The organism is Rahnella sp. P4_A8, from assembly GCF_056402435.1.
On record NZ_JBFUHK010000016.1, the window covers coordinates 72,852 to 87,935 of the forward strand.

Genomic DNA, 15,084 nt, shown 5'->3' on the forward strand with positions numbered 1-15,084 from the left:
TCGTTTTTTCCTATAAAAACTGCCGTACTTTTATGTTACGCAAACGTTAACTGAAGGGGCGGAAAATGAATCATTCATCTGAGCAATATCTTGCAGCTCTGGGCGCAACACAACCATTAACTCCGGCGCAGGCTGACGAGCTGGAGACGCGCGGATACCTTGTTATTCATAATGTTATCGACAAAGACTGGCTGGAAGAGATGCGCACCGCGTTTGACATGCTGGTGGACAAAGAGGGCGATAATCTCGCCGTCGAACACCATCAGGAAGCCACCGCGACCCGTATCGCCAACATGATCAACAAAGGTACCGTGTGGGAAAAAGTGTGGTCGCATCCGCTGATCCTGTCCGTCTGTCATCATATTTTTGGTGGCGCGTTTAAGGTTTCGAGCCTCAACGGACGCGAAGCGCTGCACCGGGGCGGCCATCAGCCGCTGCATGCTGACTGGAAAAAGCCGCGTCCGGATTTTCCGAAAGTCCATCTGGTCAATGCCATCGTGGCGATTGACGATTTGAGTGCCGCCAACGGCGCACCGCGCATTATTCCCGGCACCCATCACCGCCCGGAATTGCCGGAAGATGTGCTGGCAGATGTTGAATTACCGCATCCTGATGAAGTGGTGTTCGAAGCACCGGCGGGCAGCGTGATGATTTACAACGCTCACGCCTGGCACGGCGGCACCAATAACCGCATCGGCACCCGTCGCCGCGTGCTGCACAGTTTGTATATTGACCGCGCGGATGCGCAGCAGCAGGATCAGCGTAAATGGCTGAAGCCGGAAACGGCAAGCCGCCTGACGCCTGCGCAGAAATGGTTGCTCGACGTGCTCTGAATTTCTGTTTTCCCCAGGCCTGGCCTGCCGGTCAGGCTTTTTCATGGCATTTTTACCGGCCTTTATGACGGACATCAGAGGGCGGTCACAGTGTGGCTGGCCGCATCACCGCGTATGTGTTACGTGTATGTTATGATGAAGAGAAAACCTCTGAGAGACTGCCATGCTGCAAGACGTGATAGAAACACTGTTCCGATCGGTGTCCGGCAGTGATGTGTTTGCTGTCAGGTTTCCTGATAATTCCCAGCCGCCGCCTGAACTGGCCTCCGTGGTCAGTTTTCCCCGTATTGAATTTGTCGTTGAAGGCGAAGTCCGCGATCGCAGCATTGCCGCAGGCAAAGGGCTGCTCAGGCAGGGCGATGCGCTGTATATTCCGGGGGGAAAATGGAATCTGATGGTGTGGGACAAGCCCGCGATTGTGCTGAGTGTTCTGTTCAGCAAAGAAAAACTGGGGTTCAGTTTACAGTTTTGGGATGGCGTGACATTTACCGGCACGGATAAACAAAGTGTTTCCCGCCTTGGCCCGCGTGTAGGCTCGTTTCTGTTGCAGGCGATGAATGAAATTGTCTCCAGTCCTGACGACCAGCAAACCGCGCGCTGCGTGGTGGCGGGGCTGTTAAGTCATTGTCAGGAACAGCTCGCTAACAGGGCGCAGATCCTTACCCGCAGCGGGGCGCTGTTTGAGGTAATCAAAAAGTATATTGAAGAGAATGCCTCACTGCCGCTGACGCGCGAAAACGTGGCAAAGCGTTTCCATATCACGCCGAATTATCTGTCTCATTTGTTTCGTAAATCCGGAGATATCGGCTTCAGCGAGTATCTGAATCACGTCCGCCTGGAAAAGGCAAAACTGTTGCTTAAAGGTTATGAACTGAAAATCAAAGAAGTGGCGACCAGCAGCGGCTTCGTTGACAGCAACTATTTCTGCCGGGTTTTCCGCAAAAGCACCGCCCGTTCGCCTTCTGAATATCGCAGTCAGTGGCTGAGTCAGTTGTCAGAGCGAAAGTCGTAAACAGCCTGTAGCCAGAAAGTAAAACATTCCGCACCGCAATGGGGCGGGGTGTTTGTTTCTGGTGCAAAAAAACCGCATCTTCCGTTCACTTTTTACCCCCCGGCACATCCCATCCGCCGTAATCCGTGGCTTTTCACCCGCACAGAGAAGTTGGCATCCTGCTTGCTAGGTTGTACATACAAGTTAGTACATGTCAGGTCTGCAAAATAATCACACGCAGGCGCCTTATGAAAAACACTCCGTAATGTGGCTGGAAACGTAATGATTTCATTTGAGAGCATAAGCAAATTTTACGCAGATGGGACGGTGGCTGTAGACAGGCTGTCGTTCAGTGCGCCGACGGGACAAATTACTATGCTGGTCGGGCCTTCGGGCTGCGGCAAAACCACTTCACTGCGCATGATCAACCGGTTAACCGAGCCGTCTTCAGGCAACATTTTGCTGAACGGACAGCCGACCGCCGGGATGGATCTGGTTAAACTGCGCCGCAAAATAGGTTATGTGATCCAGAACGCCGGGCTGTTTCCGCACAAAACCGTGCAGGATAACATTGCGGTCACGGCGCTGCTCAACGGTGCGACACGCACGGCAGCGCGTAAAAAAGCCCTCGAATTACTTGAAATGGTCGGGCTTTCGCTGACGATGGCGGAGCGCTATCCGTGGCAGTTGTCCGGTGGTCAGCAACAAAGGGTCGGCGTGGCGCGTGCGCTGGCATCGGACCCGGAATTTATGCTGATGGACGAACCTTTCAGCGCCGTCGATCCGGTGGTGCGCGAACAGTTACAGGATGAGTTTTTAAGATTACAACGTGAAATCGGCAAGACCATTATTATGGTCACGCACGATATTGATGAGGCGATGAAATTAGGCGACCAGGTTGCGGTTTTCCGCCCCGGTGGTCGTCTGGCGCAAATCGCCTCACCGGTGAAATTACTTAATGAACCGGAGGATGCGTTTGTCGCTGACTTTATTGGCCGTGACCGCGGATACCGCAAACTTTCGTTCGATATGATCCCTGATAATATCAGCCTGACGAAAGAACCTGTGATCGCGCCGGGTATTTCCGTCAGCGAAGCCCGATCCCTTGCCGGAGAAAGTGCCTGGTTACTGGTGGTTGAAAATGAATGTCCGCTCGGCTGGTATGATGTGACACAAAATAAAACCACCGTGGACCCGGAAGATATTAATCTCGGCAGCACCTTTGCGCCGAAAAATGGCACGCTGCGTCAGTTAATGGATTCGGTATTAAGTTCTCCCTGTCAGCGCGGTATCGTGGTTGATGAACAGCAGCGCTTTATGGGTACGGCAAATATCGAACAGGTGTTTTCACTTTCTCATTCCCGTGCTGTGAGGTAATACCATGCGTTTTGACTGGTTATTTCAGCAGCGGGAAAATATATTAACGCTGCTCGGCTGGCATGTTTACCTGTCTGTTATTCCGGTATTAATCGGGCTGGCACTGGCTATTCCGGTCGGGGGTGTTTTGCACCGCTGTGGGAAATTTAAAGACGGCATTCTCAATATATTAGGACTGCTCTATACCATTCCTTCCCTGGCGTTATTTGTTTTATTACCCGGTCTGCTGGGCACGAAAATTCTGGATACCGTGAATGTCGTGGTGGCTCTGACACTTTATGCGTTTGCGCTGCTGATCCGTACCGTGTGCGACGGGCTGGATTCTGTTCCACATGAAACCCATCAGGCCGCTGTCGCCATGGGCTACCGGCCCTTGCAGCGTTTCCTGAGCGTGGAATTACCGCTGGCTGTGCCGGTAATCGCCGCAGGTATGCGGGTAGTGGTGGTATCGAACGTCAGTATTGTGTCGATTTCAGCACTGGTCGGCATGCCGCAGTTGGGGGCGTTATTTACCCAGGGTTTCCAGCTACATTTTCTGACGCCGATTATTGCCGGTATTTTCCTGTGCATTGTGCTGGCGCTGCTGCTGGATAATCTGGTGCTGCGCACCGGCAATAAAATGACCACCTGGCAACCGAAAAGGAATGCGAAATGATTAACTGGTTGCTGGACTCCGGTCACTGGCTCAACGATGACGGCTTGCTGGTGCTGATATTTCAGCATCTGATTTACAGCATTGAAGCGTTGTTTATTGCGGTGATTATCGCTTTCCCGATCGGTTGTTATGTCGGTCATACCGGCAAAGGCGCGATGTTATTAATCGGCAGCGCCAATGCCATGCGCGCATTGCCTTCATTCGGGTTGATCATTTTACTGGTAATTCTGTTCGGGCCGGTATTTGAATCAGACCTGGCTTTTATTGTGCCTTGTCTGATTGTGCTGATCATTCTGGCATTACCGCCCATCATGATGGGGGTATATTCCGGCATCAGGGCGATTAATCCGGCGATTATTGACGCCGCAACCGGCATGGGATATTCACCGCTGAAATTACTGCTGACGGTGGAAATACCCTGTGCAATGGCGCTGATATTATCCGGCATCCGCAGCTCTGCGCTGCAAATTGTGTCTACGGCTACGATTGCTGCGTATGTTTCGCTTGGGGGATTAGGACGGCTGATTATTGATGGCCGTGCGCAGAACGATTATCCGCAAATGGTTGCGGGTGCTTTTATGGTGGGAATATTAGCGTTACTGGTTGATGTATTTTTCTCTTTTTTAATTCGTTTCATTGTTTCACCAGGATTACGGCAGCGTGAACGCCGCCGTAAAAAAACAATTCCTTTATCGAATAACTGAATTATCTACTCACTCATTCCGGAGCCTGACAAAAATGAAATTGAAAAATCTGCTCGCCGTTGCCCTGTTTTCTGCTGCCGTCGTGCACGCCCCTGCCGCTTTCTCCGCTGAGACGGGTGGCACCATTATTATCGGTTCGGCGGACTTCCCGGAAAGCCAGCTGATTGCCACTATTTATCAGCAGGCGCTGGCGGCGAAAAACGTCAAGGTGGAAACCAAACTTAATATCGGCAGCCGTGAGGTGTATATGCCTGCGCTGCTTGACGGCTCAATCAACCTGATCCCGGAATACAGCGGTGCCACGCTGAGTTATCTCGACGAAAAAACCCAGGCGCATTCTGCTGAAGATGTGGCGGCGGCGCTGGCGAAAGCGCTGCCTGAGAAAATCAAAATGCTGGATATTTCATCAGCGCAGGACAGCGATGTGCTGGCAGTGACTGAAAAAACTGCCAAAAAATACAATTTGAAAGATATCAGTGACCTGGCGCCGGTGGCGAAAACGCTGGTACTGGGTGGTCCGGCTGAATGGAAAACCCGTCGTGAAGGTGTGAAAGGGCTGAACGAAGTCTACGGCCTGACCTTTAAGAACTTCAAAGTGCTCGACGTCGCAGGTCCGCTGACGCTGTCTGCACTGACCAACAATCAGATTCAGGTCGCGGATATGACCTCAACCGATCCGGCGATGAAAACCAAGAATCTGGTGGCACTGGAAGATTCCAAACACTTATTCCCGGCGCAAAACATTGTGCCGCTGATTGCAAAAGACAAAGCCAGCGAGGTGGTTGAAACCACGCTGAACAATGTGTCCAGGCAACTGACCACCAGCGATTTGATCGTGATGAACGGCAAACTGGCGAATTTCGAAAGCGTGGATGCTGTGGCAAAAGAGTGGCTGACCGGGCACGGGCTGAATAAATGATGACGCGCACTGTCATCTTAGGCACGGCGGAAACCTCCGTCCGTGACATCGCCGATATCGCTTACGGGGCGCAGGTGCTGCCGGACCCGTCAGCATCAGACGCCATGCTGATCGTGCACGAGAAAATCAGGCAGGCAATTGCTGACAATAAAGTGATTTACGGCCTGACCACCGGCGTGGGCGACCTGGTCACTCAGCGCCTGTCGCCGGAGCAAATTTCCGACGTGCAGCTCAATATGCTGAAAAGCCATGCCTGCGGTACAGGGCCGGTTCTGGCGCAGCATGAAGTGCGGGCGATGATGGCGGTGATGATGAAATCCCTGTTGCAGGGATTCAGCGGCGTCAGCCCGGCGCTGGTGCAGACGATGGCCGATATGCTCAATAAGGGGGTGACGCCGTGGTCACCCGCCAAAGGGTCGGTCGGCTATCTGATTGCCACCGCACATATCGGGCTGTCAGTGTTCGGCTATGGAAAATCGTTCTATCAGGGCGAACTGTTACCGGCACGGGAAGCCCTGGAACGGGCGGGGATTGCCGTGCGCATTCCCGGCCCGCGCGAAGGCCATGCACTGGTCAGCGGCACCTATGAAATCACTGCGCTGGGGTGTCTGGCGGCGGAAACTTTCCGCGAATTGCTGCCGGTGGCGGATGCCGCGGGTGGCATGAGCCTGGAAGTGCTGAAGGGGAACATCCGCGGGTATGACGCCCGCCTTCATGCGCTGCGCCCGCACGACGGTCAGCAGGAAACCGCGCGGATTTTGCGCAGTTTACTGCGTGACAGTGAGATCCTCGATAAATACCGTGATTTTCGCGTGCAGGACGCGCTGAGCCTGCGCTGTATTCCGCAAATGCACGGCGCGGCGCGGGATGTGCTGAGTTATTGCCTGAAAACGCTGACCACGGAAGTGAATTCTGTCACGGATAATCCGGTGTTTATGGTCGAAGACGGCGAGCTGAATGTACTGCCGGGGGGCAACGGGCACGGTGCGCCGGTGGCACTGTGTCTGGATGCGCTGGCGATTGCCATTGCGCAACTCAGCACCGGTTCGCAGGCCCGTTCTGACCGCCTGACGAACAGCCATCTCAGCGGATTGCCGGCTTTTCTGGTGGCCAATGGCGGGGCGCATTCAGGGATGATGATCCCGCCGTATGCAGCGGCCGCGCTGGCAGGGGAAAACCGTGCGCTGGCAGCACCGGCCAGTGTGCATACCGTGTCCACCTGTGCCGGACAGGAAGATCATATTTCCATGGGCGTGACGGCGGCACGCAATGCTATTGATGCCGTTGAAAATGCCATTGATATCGTGGCGATAGAAATCCTGTGTGCCACGCAGGCGGTGGAATTCCACCGGCCACTGCGCGCCTCGGCGGGCACGGAAACCGTGCTGTCTCTGGTGCGTGAGCAGGTGGCCTTCCGGCAGAGTGACGAGGAAATGTATCCGGATATGCTGGCCATCCGCCAGCTCATCAAACAGGGCGATATCTTGCGCACGCTGACACCTTTGATTTTCGCAGACACCGTTGAGGGAGAAACCGCATGAGTGTATCAGCGACATCCCGGCCGCTGGAAGGGATCAAAGTGCTCGACCTTTCCCGCGTGCTGGCCGGGCCTTACTGCGCTTCGCTGCTCAATGATTTGGGTGCGGAAGTGATCAAAATTGAAATGCCGGGTAAAGGCGACGATTCCCGTGATTTCACTCCGCATGTTAATGGCGAAAGCACCTATTTCATGCTGCTTAATCACGGCAAAAAAAGCCTGACGCTGAACCTGAAATCACCGCAAGGCCGGGCCGTGCTGGAGCAACTGATCGAAAGTGCGGATGTGCTGGTGGAAAATTTCCGGCCCGGTGTGACCACCCGCCTGGGCATTGATTATGACGCCGTAAAGAAGATCAATCCGAAGCTGGTGTATGCGAGTATTTCCGGTTTTGGTCAGCAGGGACCGCTGGCGCATAAAGCTGCTTACGATCATGTGATTCAGGCGATGGGCGGCATTATGCAGGTCACCGGCTGGGCGAACGGCGAACCGACGCGGGTGGGGGATGCGATTGGTGATGTGGTGTCGGGTCTGTACTGTTCGTGGGGCATTCTGGCGGCATTGCTGCAACGGGGCATTACCGGCCTCGGGCAACATGTGGATGTCGCGATGCTTGATGCGATGGTGTCGATGCAAATGGTCTCGCTGACACAACTGCTGGGCGGTATGCCGCTGGCCGGGCGACTGGGCAATGCACATCCGATCAGCGCCCCCATGGACAGCTACCGTGCGGCAGACGGTTATCTGGTGATTGCCGTCGCCAATGACAGCCTGTTCCTCCGTCTGGCACAGGCCATTGGCAAACCGGAAATCGTACAGGATGCGCGCTTTGCGACGGATCCGCAGCGCCTGAAACATCAGTATGAGTTACGGGTGCTGATTGAAGAGTGGTTGCACGACAAAACGGTGGTCGTGGCGCTCGCCCTGCTCGATGCCGGTGGTATTCCCGCCGCACCGGTCTGGGGGCTGGATGAACTGCTGCAAAGCCCGCATGCCGCCGAACGCGGATTACTGCATCAGGTGATGCATCCGGTCGCCGGTGAAATCAGTATCTTACCGCAGCCCGTGAAGCTGAGCGGCATGAACCAGCTACCCGATTTAATGCCGCCACAGCTTGGCGAGCACACCCGCGCCATTCTCAGTGCACAACTGGGGCTGTCTTCGCAGGAGATGGACACACTTGCGCAACAGGGCGTCATTTAACCGGAGGCAGATAATATGGAACCAACGCAGGTTGCTGTCATTGGCGCGGGCACGATGGGCGCGCGGATCGCTGCGGTATTTGCCGCCAGCGGCTTTAAGGTGGCGCTTTATTCGCGCACTGAAAACTCGCTGCACAATGCGGCCAAAGTGATCGACAGTATCGACGCCGGGCTGGCGGCGTCGGTCACGTTTACGACGTCCATGGCGGAATGTCTGAAAGGCGCGAAGATTGTTTCGGAGAATATCGCTGAGGTGCTGGCGCTTAAGCAGCAGATTTTTCAGGAGATCGAAAAACATGTCAGCGACGACTGTCTGCTGACCACCAACACCTCCAGCGTCCCGGTCGGGCAGATTGCCAGCGTACTGGCGGTGCCGTCGCGCTTTATCGGCCTGCACTGGTTTAATCCGGCGGATGTGATGCCGATGGTGGAAATTGTCTGCGGACCGCAAACCCATGAAAATACGCGTCAGCAGGCCGATGCGCTTTGTCAGCAACTGGGTAAACAGACGGTGACCATTCATAAAGAAGCGCCGGGTTTTATCGTCAACCGGTTGCAATACGCCATGCTGCGTGAGGCGTTGCATCTGGTCACAGCCGGAATTGCCAGCATCGAAGACGTGGACTTCGCTGTACAAAGTACGCTCGCCCCGCGCTGGTCGGCGATGGGGCCGCTGAAGCTGATGGATTTTGCCGGACTGGACACGGTGAAAAATGTCGCCGCGATATTACTGCCAGCCTTATCGCGCGACGACGAGTTGCCGCCGTGGTTGCTGGCGCAAATTGAGCAGGGCAATCTGGGCACCAAAACCGGCGCCGGGTTTTATCCGTGGACGGCGCAGACTATTGAAGAAGGTCTCGCGCACCGTAACGCCACAATCCTTGCCATCAGCGGGATGCAAAAACCATGAGCGAACTTATCCGCTGTGAACGTCATCAGGGCGTGGCGCATATCATTCTTAACCGGCCGGAAAAACTTAACGCGCTGAGTGCAGAAATGCTGACGCAATTGCTGGAGAAAATGCGCGAACTGGACGGTGATAAACAGATCCGCGCGATGGTGATTTCCGGCTCCGCGCGTGCGTTTGCTGCGGGTGCCGATACCGGCACGCTGGCCACCGCCTCAGCGATAGCCCTTTACACCAGCGGTTTCAGTGAAAAGTGGGATCAGATTGCCGCCATTGAAACGCCGGTTGTCGCGGCGTTATCCGGTTATGCACTGGGCGGCGGGCTGGAACTGGCGTTGCTGTGCGATATCGTGATTGCCGATGACACGGCCATCATCGGGCTGCCGGAAACGCACATCGGGATTATCCCCGGCGCGGGTGGCACGCAGCGGCTGGTTAAATCGGTGGGGAAATCACTGGCGATGGAAATCATCCTCGCCGGGCGAAAAATCACCGCCACAGAAGCGCTGGCCGCCGGACTGATCAGCCGTGTCACCACGCCGGAAACGTTAACGGAACAGGCGTTAAAGATTGCGCAGAATATTTCCCGTGCCGCACCGCTCGCCGTTAAGATGGCCAAAAAAGCCGTGCTGGCGAGTTTCGATATGGGCTTAACGGCGGGCATCAGTTATGAACGTTCGTTGTCGGCCCTGATTGCGGCCAGTGACGACCGCAGCGAAGGCATGCGTGCACTGGCGGCGAAAGAACAGGCGGCGTTTACCGGCAAATAACGTCCGGTGAAATACGCCAGCCGCCGTGCTCCGTGCGACATACAAGGCAGGAATGATGTCATCAAACAGAACGCTATCAGAAGTCATTGCGGATGCCGGAGACGAGCCTTCTCCGCTGTATAAGCAGGTGAAACAGGGGATCATTAATCAGATCCTGCACGGACACTGGCAACCGCATCAGCGCGTGCCGTCAGAAAGTGAACTGGTCGCCGAGCTGGGGTTCAGCCGGATGACCATAAACCGGGCACTGCGCGAGTTAACCACGGAGGGCTATCTGCTGCGTTTGCAGGGCGTCGGCACCTTTGTCAATGAAATGAAAGCGTTCACGCCGATGCTGGAAGTGAATAACATTTCTGACGAAATTAAGAGCCGCGGGCACTTTCATACCTCCCGCGTGTTGCAACTGGGTAAGCAAAGTGCCGGTGACAGCATGGCGATGAAATTTATGCTGCTGCCCGGTGTGGTGTTGTTTCATTCGGTGATTGTGCATTACGAAAATGACATTCCGGTGCAACTGGAAGACCGGCTGGTGAATCCGGACATCGCCCCCTTGTATTTACACCAGGATTTCACTAAAACCACGCCTTTCGCCTATCTGACCCAACTGGCACCGCTGACGGCGGGCGAACATACCATTGAAGCGGTGATGGCCAGCCACGACGAACAGCGCCTGCTGAATATTCATCAGACCGAGCCGTGCCTGCAAACCCTGCGCCGCACCTGGCATCATGAAAAAGTGGTGACCTGCGCCCGGCTGTTGTATCCGGGCGGACGCTACAAAATGTTCGGCAGCTTTAAGAAATAAACTGAACAGGATCAGGCAAGGATTCAGGAGGACTGTGGCTTGTGACTTCGGCGGTAAATTCTATAGTTAACGGGTCATTAACGACTCAGGAGTTTACTGATGAAAACTGTTGGATTTGCTGCTTACGATCCTAAAAAACCGCTGGCGCCGTTTACGTTTGAACGCCGCGGCCTGCGTGATAACGATGTCGCAATGGAAATTCTGTATTGCGGCGTTTGCCATTCCGATTTACATACCGCAAGAAATGACTGGGGCTGGAGCTATTATCCGATTGTTCCCGGCCATGAAATCGTCGGACGTGTCACCAGTATCGGTAAAGGCGTCACCCGCTACAAACCGGGCGATCATGTTGCCGTCGGTTGCATGGTAGACAGTTGTCAGGAATGCGATCAGTGTAAAAAAGGTGAAGAACAGTTGTGCCGCGAAGGTAACACCGGGACTTACGCCGGTTATGATCGTTTCACCAAAGAGCCGACGCAGGGCGGATACTCCAAGCATTTAGTGGTGCGCGAGGAGTTTTGTCTGCGTATGCCGGAAGGGTTAGATCTCTCCAAAGCCGCGCCGCTGCTGTGCGCCGGTATCACCACCTGGTCGCCGCTGAAAACCTGGAACGTCGGGCCGGGCAGCCGTGTGGGCGTGATTGGTCTGGGCGGTCTGGGCCATATGGCGGTCAAACTGGCGGTCGGTCTGGGTGCAGATGTTACGGTGGTGAGCCGTTCAAATGCCAAAGAAGCCGATGCGCTGGAATTAGGTGCAAGCCGTCTGCTGGTCAGCGCCGACAGCGACGCGATGGCGCAGGCACACGATCATTTTGATTTAATCATCGATACCGTGCCGGTCAAACATGACGTCACGCCGTACCTGCCGTTGCTGGATGTGGACGGTACGCTGGTGCTGGTCGGGCAGGTCGGGCCGATGGAAGAATTCAACACCGTACCGCTGTTGTTAGGCCGTCGTCGCGTGGCCGGTTCGCCAATCGGCGGCATCCGTGAAACGCAGGAAATGCTCGACTTCTGTGCTGAGAAAAACATTCTGCCGGATTGTGAAATGATCCGCATGGATGAAATTAACGAAGCGTTTGAGCGTATGGAAAAAGCCGATGTGCGCTATCGTTTTGTGATTGATATGGCTTCCCTGACCGCGCCTGCGGCGGTGTAATCTGCCGCAGCAATGAAGACAAAAATGGCTCCTGCGGGAGCCATTTTTTCAGGCAGAAACCGGTAAGGTTGCGCGTCTTTTCAGCGGCACGGTGATAAAAATCAGACAGGCAACCACCAGCCCGATACCTGTCCAGCCCAGTGGCGGCAGGCGTTCGCCCACAATCACCACCGCCAGCACGGCGGCGACCGCCGGTTCCAGCAGGGTGATGGTGGTGGCCATGCTGGCCGGAATGCGTGCCAGGGCATAACCAAAACAGACATAACCGACAAACATCGGGATAAGCGCCATGTACGCGCCGACCGCGGCGTTATTCCATGACGCCAGAAGGGGCGCGCCGGTCACCCACAGCACCGGCATCAGCAGTAAACCGCCCAGCCCGAACGTGGCGCCCATTGCTGCGCGGGAAGGGACGCCGCGCTGCATTAAATGACGCGCCGCCCAGGCATAAAGCGCGTAGGTCAGTCCGGCAATCAGCCCGAGTACCACACCGGCTATCGCGTGGTCGCCCTGACCGGCGGTGGAGTGACTGCCACTTTCACCGACGCAAAGTAACACCATACCCGCCACGCCAATGGCGGCGCCGGTCATCCAGCGGCGGGTGAGACGTTGTCCGTCGAGATAATATTCAATCAGTGCGGATAACAGCGGCGCAGAACCGAGGGAAATCACGGTACCGACCGTGACGCCCGCCAGGTGCATCGAGGCGTAAAACGCCAGCGGATAAACTGCGACCGCCAGTGCGCCGGTAAATAACATGCGTGCGTTGTTCACCAGAGTTACCCGGCTGGTGACTATCCTTCTGGCGGAAATCAGCGCCTGCAACAATCCGCCCAGCCCCATGGCCACTGCGCCGATCGCCAGCGGGCTGACGTCGGGCGCAAATGTCGCCGCCGTGCCGGTCGATCCCCACAGAACGGAAGCAAATACCACGGCGAGTACGCCCGTCATGCGTTCACGAGGCGTTATCGTCATGGCGCCTCCATCATTGAGGTCGCCATGTCCATCGCCTGACGGACACATTGACCGTTGCCTTCCAGACCTGCACGCGAAATCGCGCCTTCCAGTAAAAATGAAAAATGCCGCGCCATCAGGCGGGCTTTGGCCTCGTCAGTGGGGAACAGTTCGAGAAGATGCGCAGTCACGATAGCTTCAACATGTTCTTTATGCCCGCGCACGGCGTGCCTGCCGGGCGCTCCGGCGGGCAGTTCGGCGGCGGCATTCAGTAACCCGCAGCCACGAAAGCCGTGCTCATAGGCAAATTCAGCGTGATCGTCATACGCCTGAAACACGGCGAGCACTTTTTCTTTCGGTGTTTTAGCTTTTTCAACACGCCGGGCGTACAGCTCCAGCCATTCGTCATGACGTATTTCAATGTACGTCGCGACCAGTTCGGCCTTGGATTCGAAATTGTTGTAGAGGCTTTTTTTGGCGACACCGGCACGTTTGATGATTGCGTCAATCCCGGTCGCAGCAATGCCGTTGTTATAAAACAAAACCCGGGCGGCACCGAGAAGCCGGTCGCGGGCGCTTTCAGGAGAGGAGTCTGTGGTGGACATTTTTTTACTCGTGTTGTTCATCTTGCTGGTAGGTATACCAGTCTACCTACTCAATGTAAACACCGGCTGAGAATAAGAAAAAGTGACGACTTAACCGTGCCTTTCGTGTGGGAAACCGCCATAATCCGCTAAAAGTTGTGGAGAGACAGCAGGTTGAGGTCATCTGCGGCAGGCAGAATTATTGTTAACTTCCGGAGGGATAAAAATGCTTCATGAATGGCTCAATGCCTTGCACGTGATTGCGGGCGTATTGTGGATTGGCGGCATGCTGGCGATGGCGCTGGTATCGATGGCCTGTTCGCGGACATCCGGTACTGCGGAAAGTGCAGGGCAGACGTTGTTACTGGAAACCGTGCGCAAATGGACGCGCAGTGTCACCAGCCCGGCGATGATCCTGTTGTGGGTGGCGGGCATCGTGATGATCGTCAGTTATGGCAAATTCCCCCATGCCTGGCTGCTGATAAAAATGGTGGTGGTGCTGGTTCTCTCCGCGCTGCACGGGCTGCTTTCCGGCGATTTACGTCGTCGCGCCACCGGTCAGCCGGTGAAAGATTTCGCGCTGGTGCGCAACGCCAGCGCGGTGATTATTGTCGGTGTGATCCTCATTGGTATTTTGGCGATAATCAGGCCTTTCTGACATCCGGTTTCCCGCAAAACTCAATCCACGTGAAAGCGTGGATTTTTTTATGACTCGCCGTTCACCAGCGCAATCAGGGTGCAGGGCACCGGCGGAATATTGCCTTCCTTTAAAATTGTCAGCGAATGGTTTTCGCGCACGGCAAACGATCCCAGCCCGATAATAACCAGCATCAGCGGAGCCGACAGCAGCATAATCGTCCATTAAAAAGCCCGCAAATTTGCAGGCTTCTTTTTATTGCTTATTGTGCAGAAAACAAAATACTTATTTTTTCTTATAAACGTCAGCAGTACCGTGAATTTTATTGTTGGTATTACCGGAGGTTAATACAAATACATCGCCGCCTTTTTTATCGGCTTTCTTAGAAAGATCTTCAATGGCGCCGGACTGCGAGGTTTTATTTGAGGTGGTCACAGAGCCGACTTTGGTATACTCAGAAGCCACTTTTTCAAAATCTATTTTCTTCATTAATTCAGCAGAATAAGTGCTGAAAGAGACACAGCCCATCACAGCCACTGCCAGCAGAGCTTTAGATATTTTCATGTAATCCTCAGATTTTAAATTGCCCAGTAAATTGAAGGAAAGTAATAGAAAGCTGTTTATTTAGTGAAACCCTGTTAATCAATAACTCACTGTTTAAAAGAGTGAGTTATCACTGCCATTTAGTAATAGACAAGGAAGTCAATAATTACAAGGAGGGAAGAAAAAATTAAGCTACCGGTGCGGTTTTTAGTCTTTTGTGCCGGAGGTTTTGTACACAGTAATAGCAATCACATACTTTTCGTTTCGCCTGCGCATGTTATCCATCTGTTAACCCCCGTCCGAAATATGTTTCATTGCTAATAATTAACTTTGAAGCAGATCACATTTATGCTTTTCCCCTGCACGGGCAGATTGTCACGGGTGAAAAAGCCTCTGATAATGTTACCGATAACATGTTACCGGTAACATTGCGGATAAACATGAACAGTGTGGACATAACGAATAAAACCACTGACCCGTCTTTCGCGTTTTTTAACCAGTCGAGGAG

At 54.4% G+C, this 15,084-nt stretch carries 17 protein-coding genes; 13 read left to right on the plus strand and 4 right to left on the minus strand.

From position 1 onward, the window contains the following. The first annotated feature begins 65 nt into the window (after window positions 1-65). The 12 genes from AC1DUO_RS11155 to AC1DUO_RS11210 all read left to right on the plus strand — a co-directional run bounded on the left by AC1DUO_RS11155 (window position 66) and on the right by AC1DUO_RS11210 (window position 11,858). Window positions 66-833: a phytanoyl-CoA dioxygenase family protein gene (locus tag AC1DUO_RS11155; protein ID WP_013575678.1), complete on the plus strand. Its 768-nt coding sequence runs from the start codon at window positions 66-68 to the stop codon at window positions 831-833. Window positions 834-996: 163 nt separating this feature from the next. Further along, a complete protein-coding gene (locus AC1DUO_RS11160; RefSeq protein ID WP_015689991.1) occupies window positions 997-1,845 on the plus strand; it encodes an AraC family transcriptional regulator in 849 nt (282 codons plus the stop codon). Between the two features lie 261 nt (window positions 1,846-2,106). Then, entirely contained in the window at window positions 2,107-3,201 is a 1,095-nt protein-coding gene (locus AC1DUO_RS11165) for an ABC transporter ATP-binding protein (protein WP_037035704.1), read from the plus strand. A gap of 4 nt (window positions 3,202-3,205) precedes the next feature. Further along, window positions 3,206-3,856: an ABC transporter permease gene (locus AC1DUO_RS11170; RefSeq protein ID WP_013575675.1), complete on the plus strand. Its 651-nt coding sequence runs from the start codon at window positions 3,206-3,208 to the stop codon at window positions 3,854-3,856. Beyond that, entirely contained in the window at window positions 3,853-4,560 is a 708-nt protein-coding gene (locus AC1DUO_RS11175; RefSeq protein ID WP_015689988.1) for an ABC transporter permease, read from the plus strand. The genes AC1DUO_RS11170 and AC1DUO_RS11175 overlap by 4 nt, the downstream gene beginning before the upstream one ends. 34 nt (window positions 4,561-4,594) lie before the next feature. Then, on the plus strand, window positions 4,595-5,479 hold the full coding sequence (locus tag AC1DUO_RS11180; RefSeq protein WP_119261693.1) for an ABC transporter substrate-binding protein: 885 nt from the start codon (window positions 4,595-4,597) through the stop codon (window positions 5,477-5,479). Further along, entirely contained in the window at window positions 5,476-7,020 is a 1,545-nt protein-coding gene (locus AC1DUO_RS11185) for an HAL/PAL/TAL family ammonia-lyase (RefSeq protein ID WP_119261692.1), read from the plus strand. Before AC1DUO_RS11180 ends, AC1DUO_RS11185 begins: the two co-directional genes overlap by 4 nt. Further along, entirely contained in the window at window positions 7,017-8,219 is a 1,203-nt protein-coding gene (locus AC1DUO_RS11190) for a CaiB/BaiF CoA transferase family protein (RefSeq protein ID WP_119261691.1), read from the plus strand. The genes AC1DUO_RS11185 and AC1DUO_RS11190 overlap by 4 nt, the downstream gene beginning before the upstream one ends. Window positions 8,220-8,234: 15 nt before the next feature. Beyond that, complete coding sequence (locus AC1DUO_RS11195; protein WP_119261690.1) at window positions 8,235-9,128, plus strand: 3-hydroxyacyl-CoA dehydrogenase family protein; 894 nt, start codon at window positions 8,235-8,237, stop codon at window positions 9,126-9,128. Beyond that, window positions 9,125-9,895: an enoyl-CoA hydratase gene (locus tag AC1DUO_RS11200; RefSeq protein WP_013575669.1), complete on the plus strand. Its 771-nt coding sequence runs from the start codon at window positions 9,125-9,127 to the stop codon at window positions 9,893-9,895. Before AC1DUO_RS11195 ends, AC1DUO_RS11200 begins: the two co-directional genes overlap by 4 nt. A gap of 55 nt (window positions 9,896-9,950) precedes the next feature. Continuing rightward, a complete protein-coding gene (gene hutC, locus AC1DUO_RS11205; RefSeq protein WP_037035698.1) occupies window positions 9,951-10,700 on the plus strand; it encodes a histidine utilization repressor in 750 nt (249 codons plus the stop codon). Between the two features lie 99 nt (window positions 10,701-10,799). Beyond that, the gene (locus tag AC1DUO_RS11210; RefSeq protein WP_013575667.1) at window positions 10,800-11,858 is read left to right on the plus strand and encodes an NAD(P)-dependent alcohol dehydrogenase; all 1,059 of its coding nucleotides are present in this window, start codon (window positions 10,800-10,802) and stop codon (window positions 11,856-11,858) included. Window positions 11,859-11,906: 48 nt separating this feature from the next. Here the strand turns inward: AC1DUO_RS11210 and AC1DUO_RS11215 are convergent, their stop codons facing one another. Together AC1DUO_RS11215 and AC1DUO_RS11220 are read right to left on the minus strand one after the other, a co-directional pair. Then, window positions 11,907-12,833 (minus strand): DMT family transporter, encoded by a 927-nt coding sequence (locus tag AC1DUO_RS11215; RefSeq protein ID WP_119261689.1) that lies wholly within the window; start codon window positions 12,831-12,833, stop codon window positions 11,907-11,909. Beyond that, window positions 12,830-13,417, minus strand: a complete 588-nt coding sequence (locus AC1DUO_RS11220) for a TetR/AcrR family transcriptional regulator (protein ID WP_119262239.1) — start codon at window positions 13,415-13,417, stop codon at window positions 12,830-12,832. The genes AC1DUO_RS11215 and AC1DUO_RS11220 overlap by 4 nt, the downstream gene beginning before the upstream one ends. 205 nt (window positions 13,418-13,622) lie before the next feature. Between AC1DUO_RS11220 and AC1DUO_RS11225 the strand changes: the two genes are divergently transcribed. Then, entirely contained in the window at window positions 13,623-14,054 is a 432-nt protein-coding gene (locus tag AC1DUO_RS11225; RefSeq protein ID WP_013575664.1) for a CopD family protein, read from the plus strand. Between the two features lie 47 nt (window positions 14,055-14,101). Here AC1DUO_RS11225 and AC1DUO_RS11230 read toward each other — a convergent pair whose 3' ends face one another. Further along, entirely contained in the window at window positions 14,102-14,248 is a 147-nt protein-coding gene (locus AC1DUO_RS11230) for a hypothetical protein (protein ID WP_013575663.1), read from the minus strand. Window positions 14,249-14,318: 70 nt separating this feature from the next. Next, on the minus strand, window positions 14,319-14,597 hold the full coding sequence (yahO, locus tag AC1DUO_RS11235; protein WP_013575662.1) for a DUF1471 family periplasmic protein YahO: 279 nt from the start codon (window positions 14,595-14,597) through the stop codon (window positions 14,319-14,321). Window positions 14,598-15,084: the final 487 nt, after the last annotated feature.

Excerpts from the sequence above, each read along its gene's own strand:
- AC1DUO_RS11155 (WP_013575678.1), top strand. The coding sequence starts at position 66 with ATGAATCATTCATCTGAGCAATATCTTGCAGCTCTGGGCGCAACACAA.
- AC1DUO_RS11160 (WP_015689991.1), top strand. The coding sequence starts at position 997 with ATGCTGCAAGACGTGATAGAAACACTGTTCCGATCGGTGTCCGGCAGT.
- AC1DUO_RS11165 (WP_037035704.1), top strand. The coding sequence starts at position 2,107 with ATGATTTCATTTGAGAGCATAAGCAAATTTTACGCAGATGGGACGGTG.
- AC1DUO_RS11170 (WP_013575675.1), top strand. The coding sequence starts at position 3,206 with ATGCGTTTTGACTGGTTATTTCAGCAGCGGGAAAATATATTAACGCTG.
- AC1DUO_RS11175 (WP_015689988.1), top strand. The coding sequence starts at position 3,853 with ATGATTAACTGGTTGCTGGACTCCGGTCACTGGCTCAACGATGACGGC.
- AC1DUO_RS11180 (WP_119261693.1), top strand. The coding sequence starts at position 4,595 with ATGAAATTGAAAAATCTGCTCGCCGTTGCCCTGTTTTCTGCTGCCGTC.
- AC1DUO_RS11185 (WP_119261692.1), top strand. The coding sequence starts at position 5,476 with ATGATGACGCGCACTGTCATCTTAGGCACGGCGGAAACCTCCGTCCGT.
- AC1DUO_RS11190 (WP_119261691.1), top strand. The coding sequence starts at position 7,017 with ATGAGTGTATCAGCGACATCCCGGCCGCTGGAAGGGATCAAAGTGCTC.
- AC1DUO_RS11195 (WP_119261690.1), top strand. The coding sequence starts at position 8,235 with ATGGAACCAACGCAGGTTGCTGTCATTGGCGCGGGCACGATGGGCGCG.
- AC1DUO_RS11200 (WP_013575669.1), top strand. The coding sequence starts at position 9,125 with ATGAGCGAACTTATCCGCTGTGAACGTCATCAGGGCGTGGCGCATATC.
- hutC (WP_037035698.1), top strand. The coding sequence starts at position 9,951 with ATGTCATCAAACAGAACGCTATCAGAAGTCATTGCGGATGCCGGAGAC.
- AC1DUO_RS11210 (WP_013575667.1), top strand. The coding sequence starts at position 10,800 with ATGAAAACTGTTGGATTTGCTGCTTACGATCCTAAAAAACCGCTGGCG.
- AC1DUO_RS11215 (WP_119261689.1), bottom strand. The coding sequence starts at position 12,833 with ATGACGATAACGCCTCGTGAACGCATGACGGGCGTACTCGCCGTGGTA.
- AC1DUO_RS11220 (WP_119262239.1), bottom strand. The coding sequence starts at position 13,417 with ATGTCCACCACAGACTCCTCTCCTGAAAGCGCCCGCGACCGGCTTCTC.
- AC1DUO_RS11225 (WP_013575664.1), top strand. The coding sequence starts at position 13,623 with ATGCTTCATGAATGGCTCAATGCCTTGCACGTGATTGCGGGCGTATTG.
- AC1DUO_RS11230 (WP_013575663.1), bottom strand. The coding sequence starts at position 14,248 with ATGCTGCTGTCGGCTCCGCTGATGCTGGTTATTATCGGGCTGGGATCG.
- yahO (WP_013575662.1), bottom strand. The coding sequence starts at position 14,597 with ATGAAAATATCTAAAGCTCTGCTGGCAGTGGCTGTGATGGGCTGTGTC.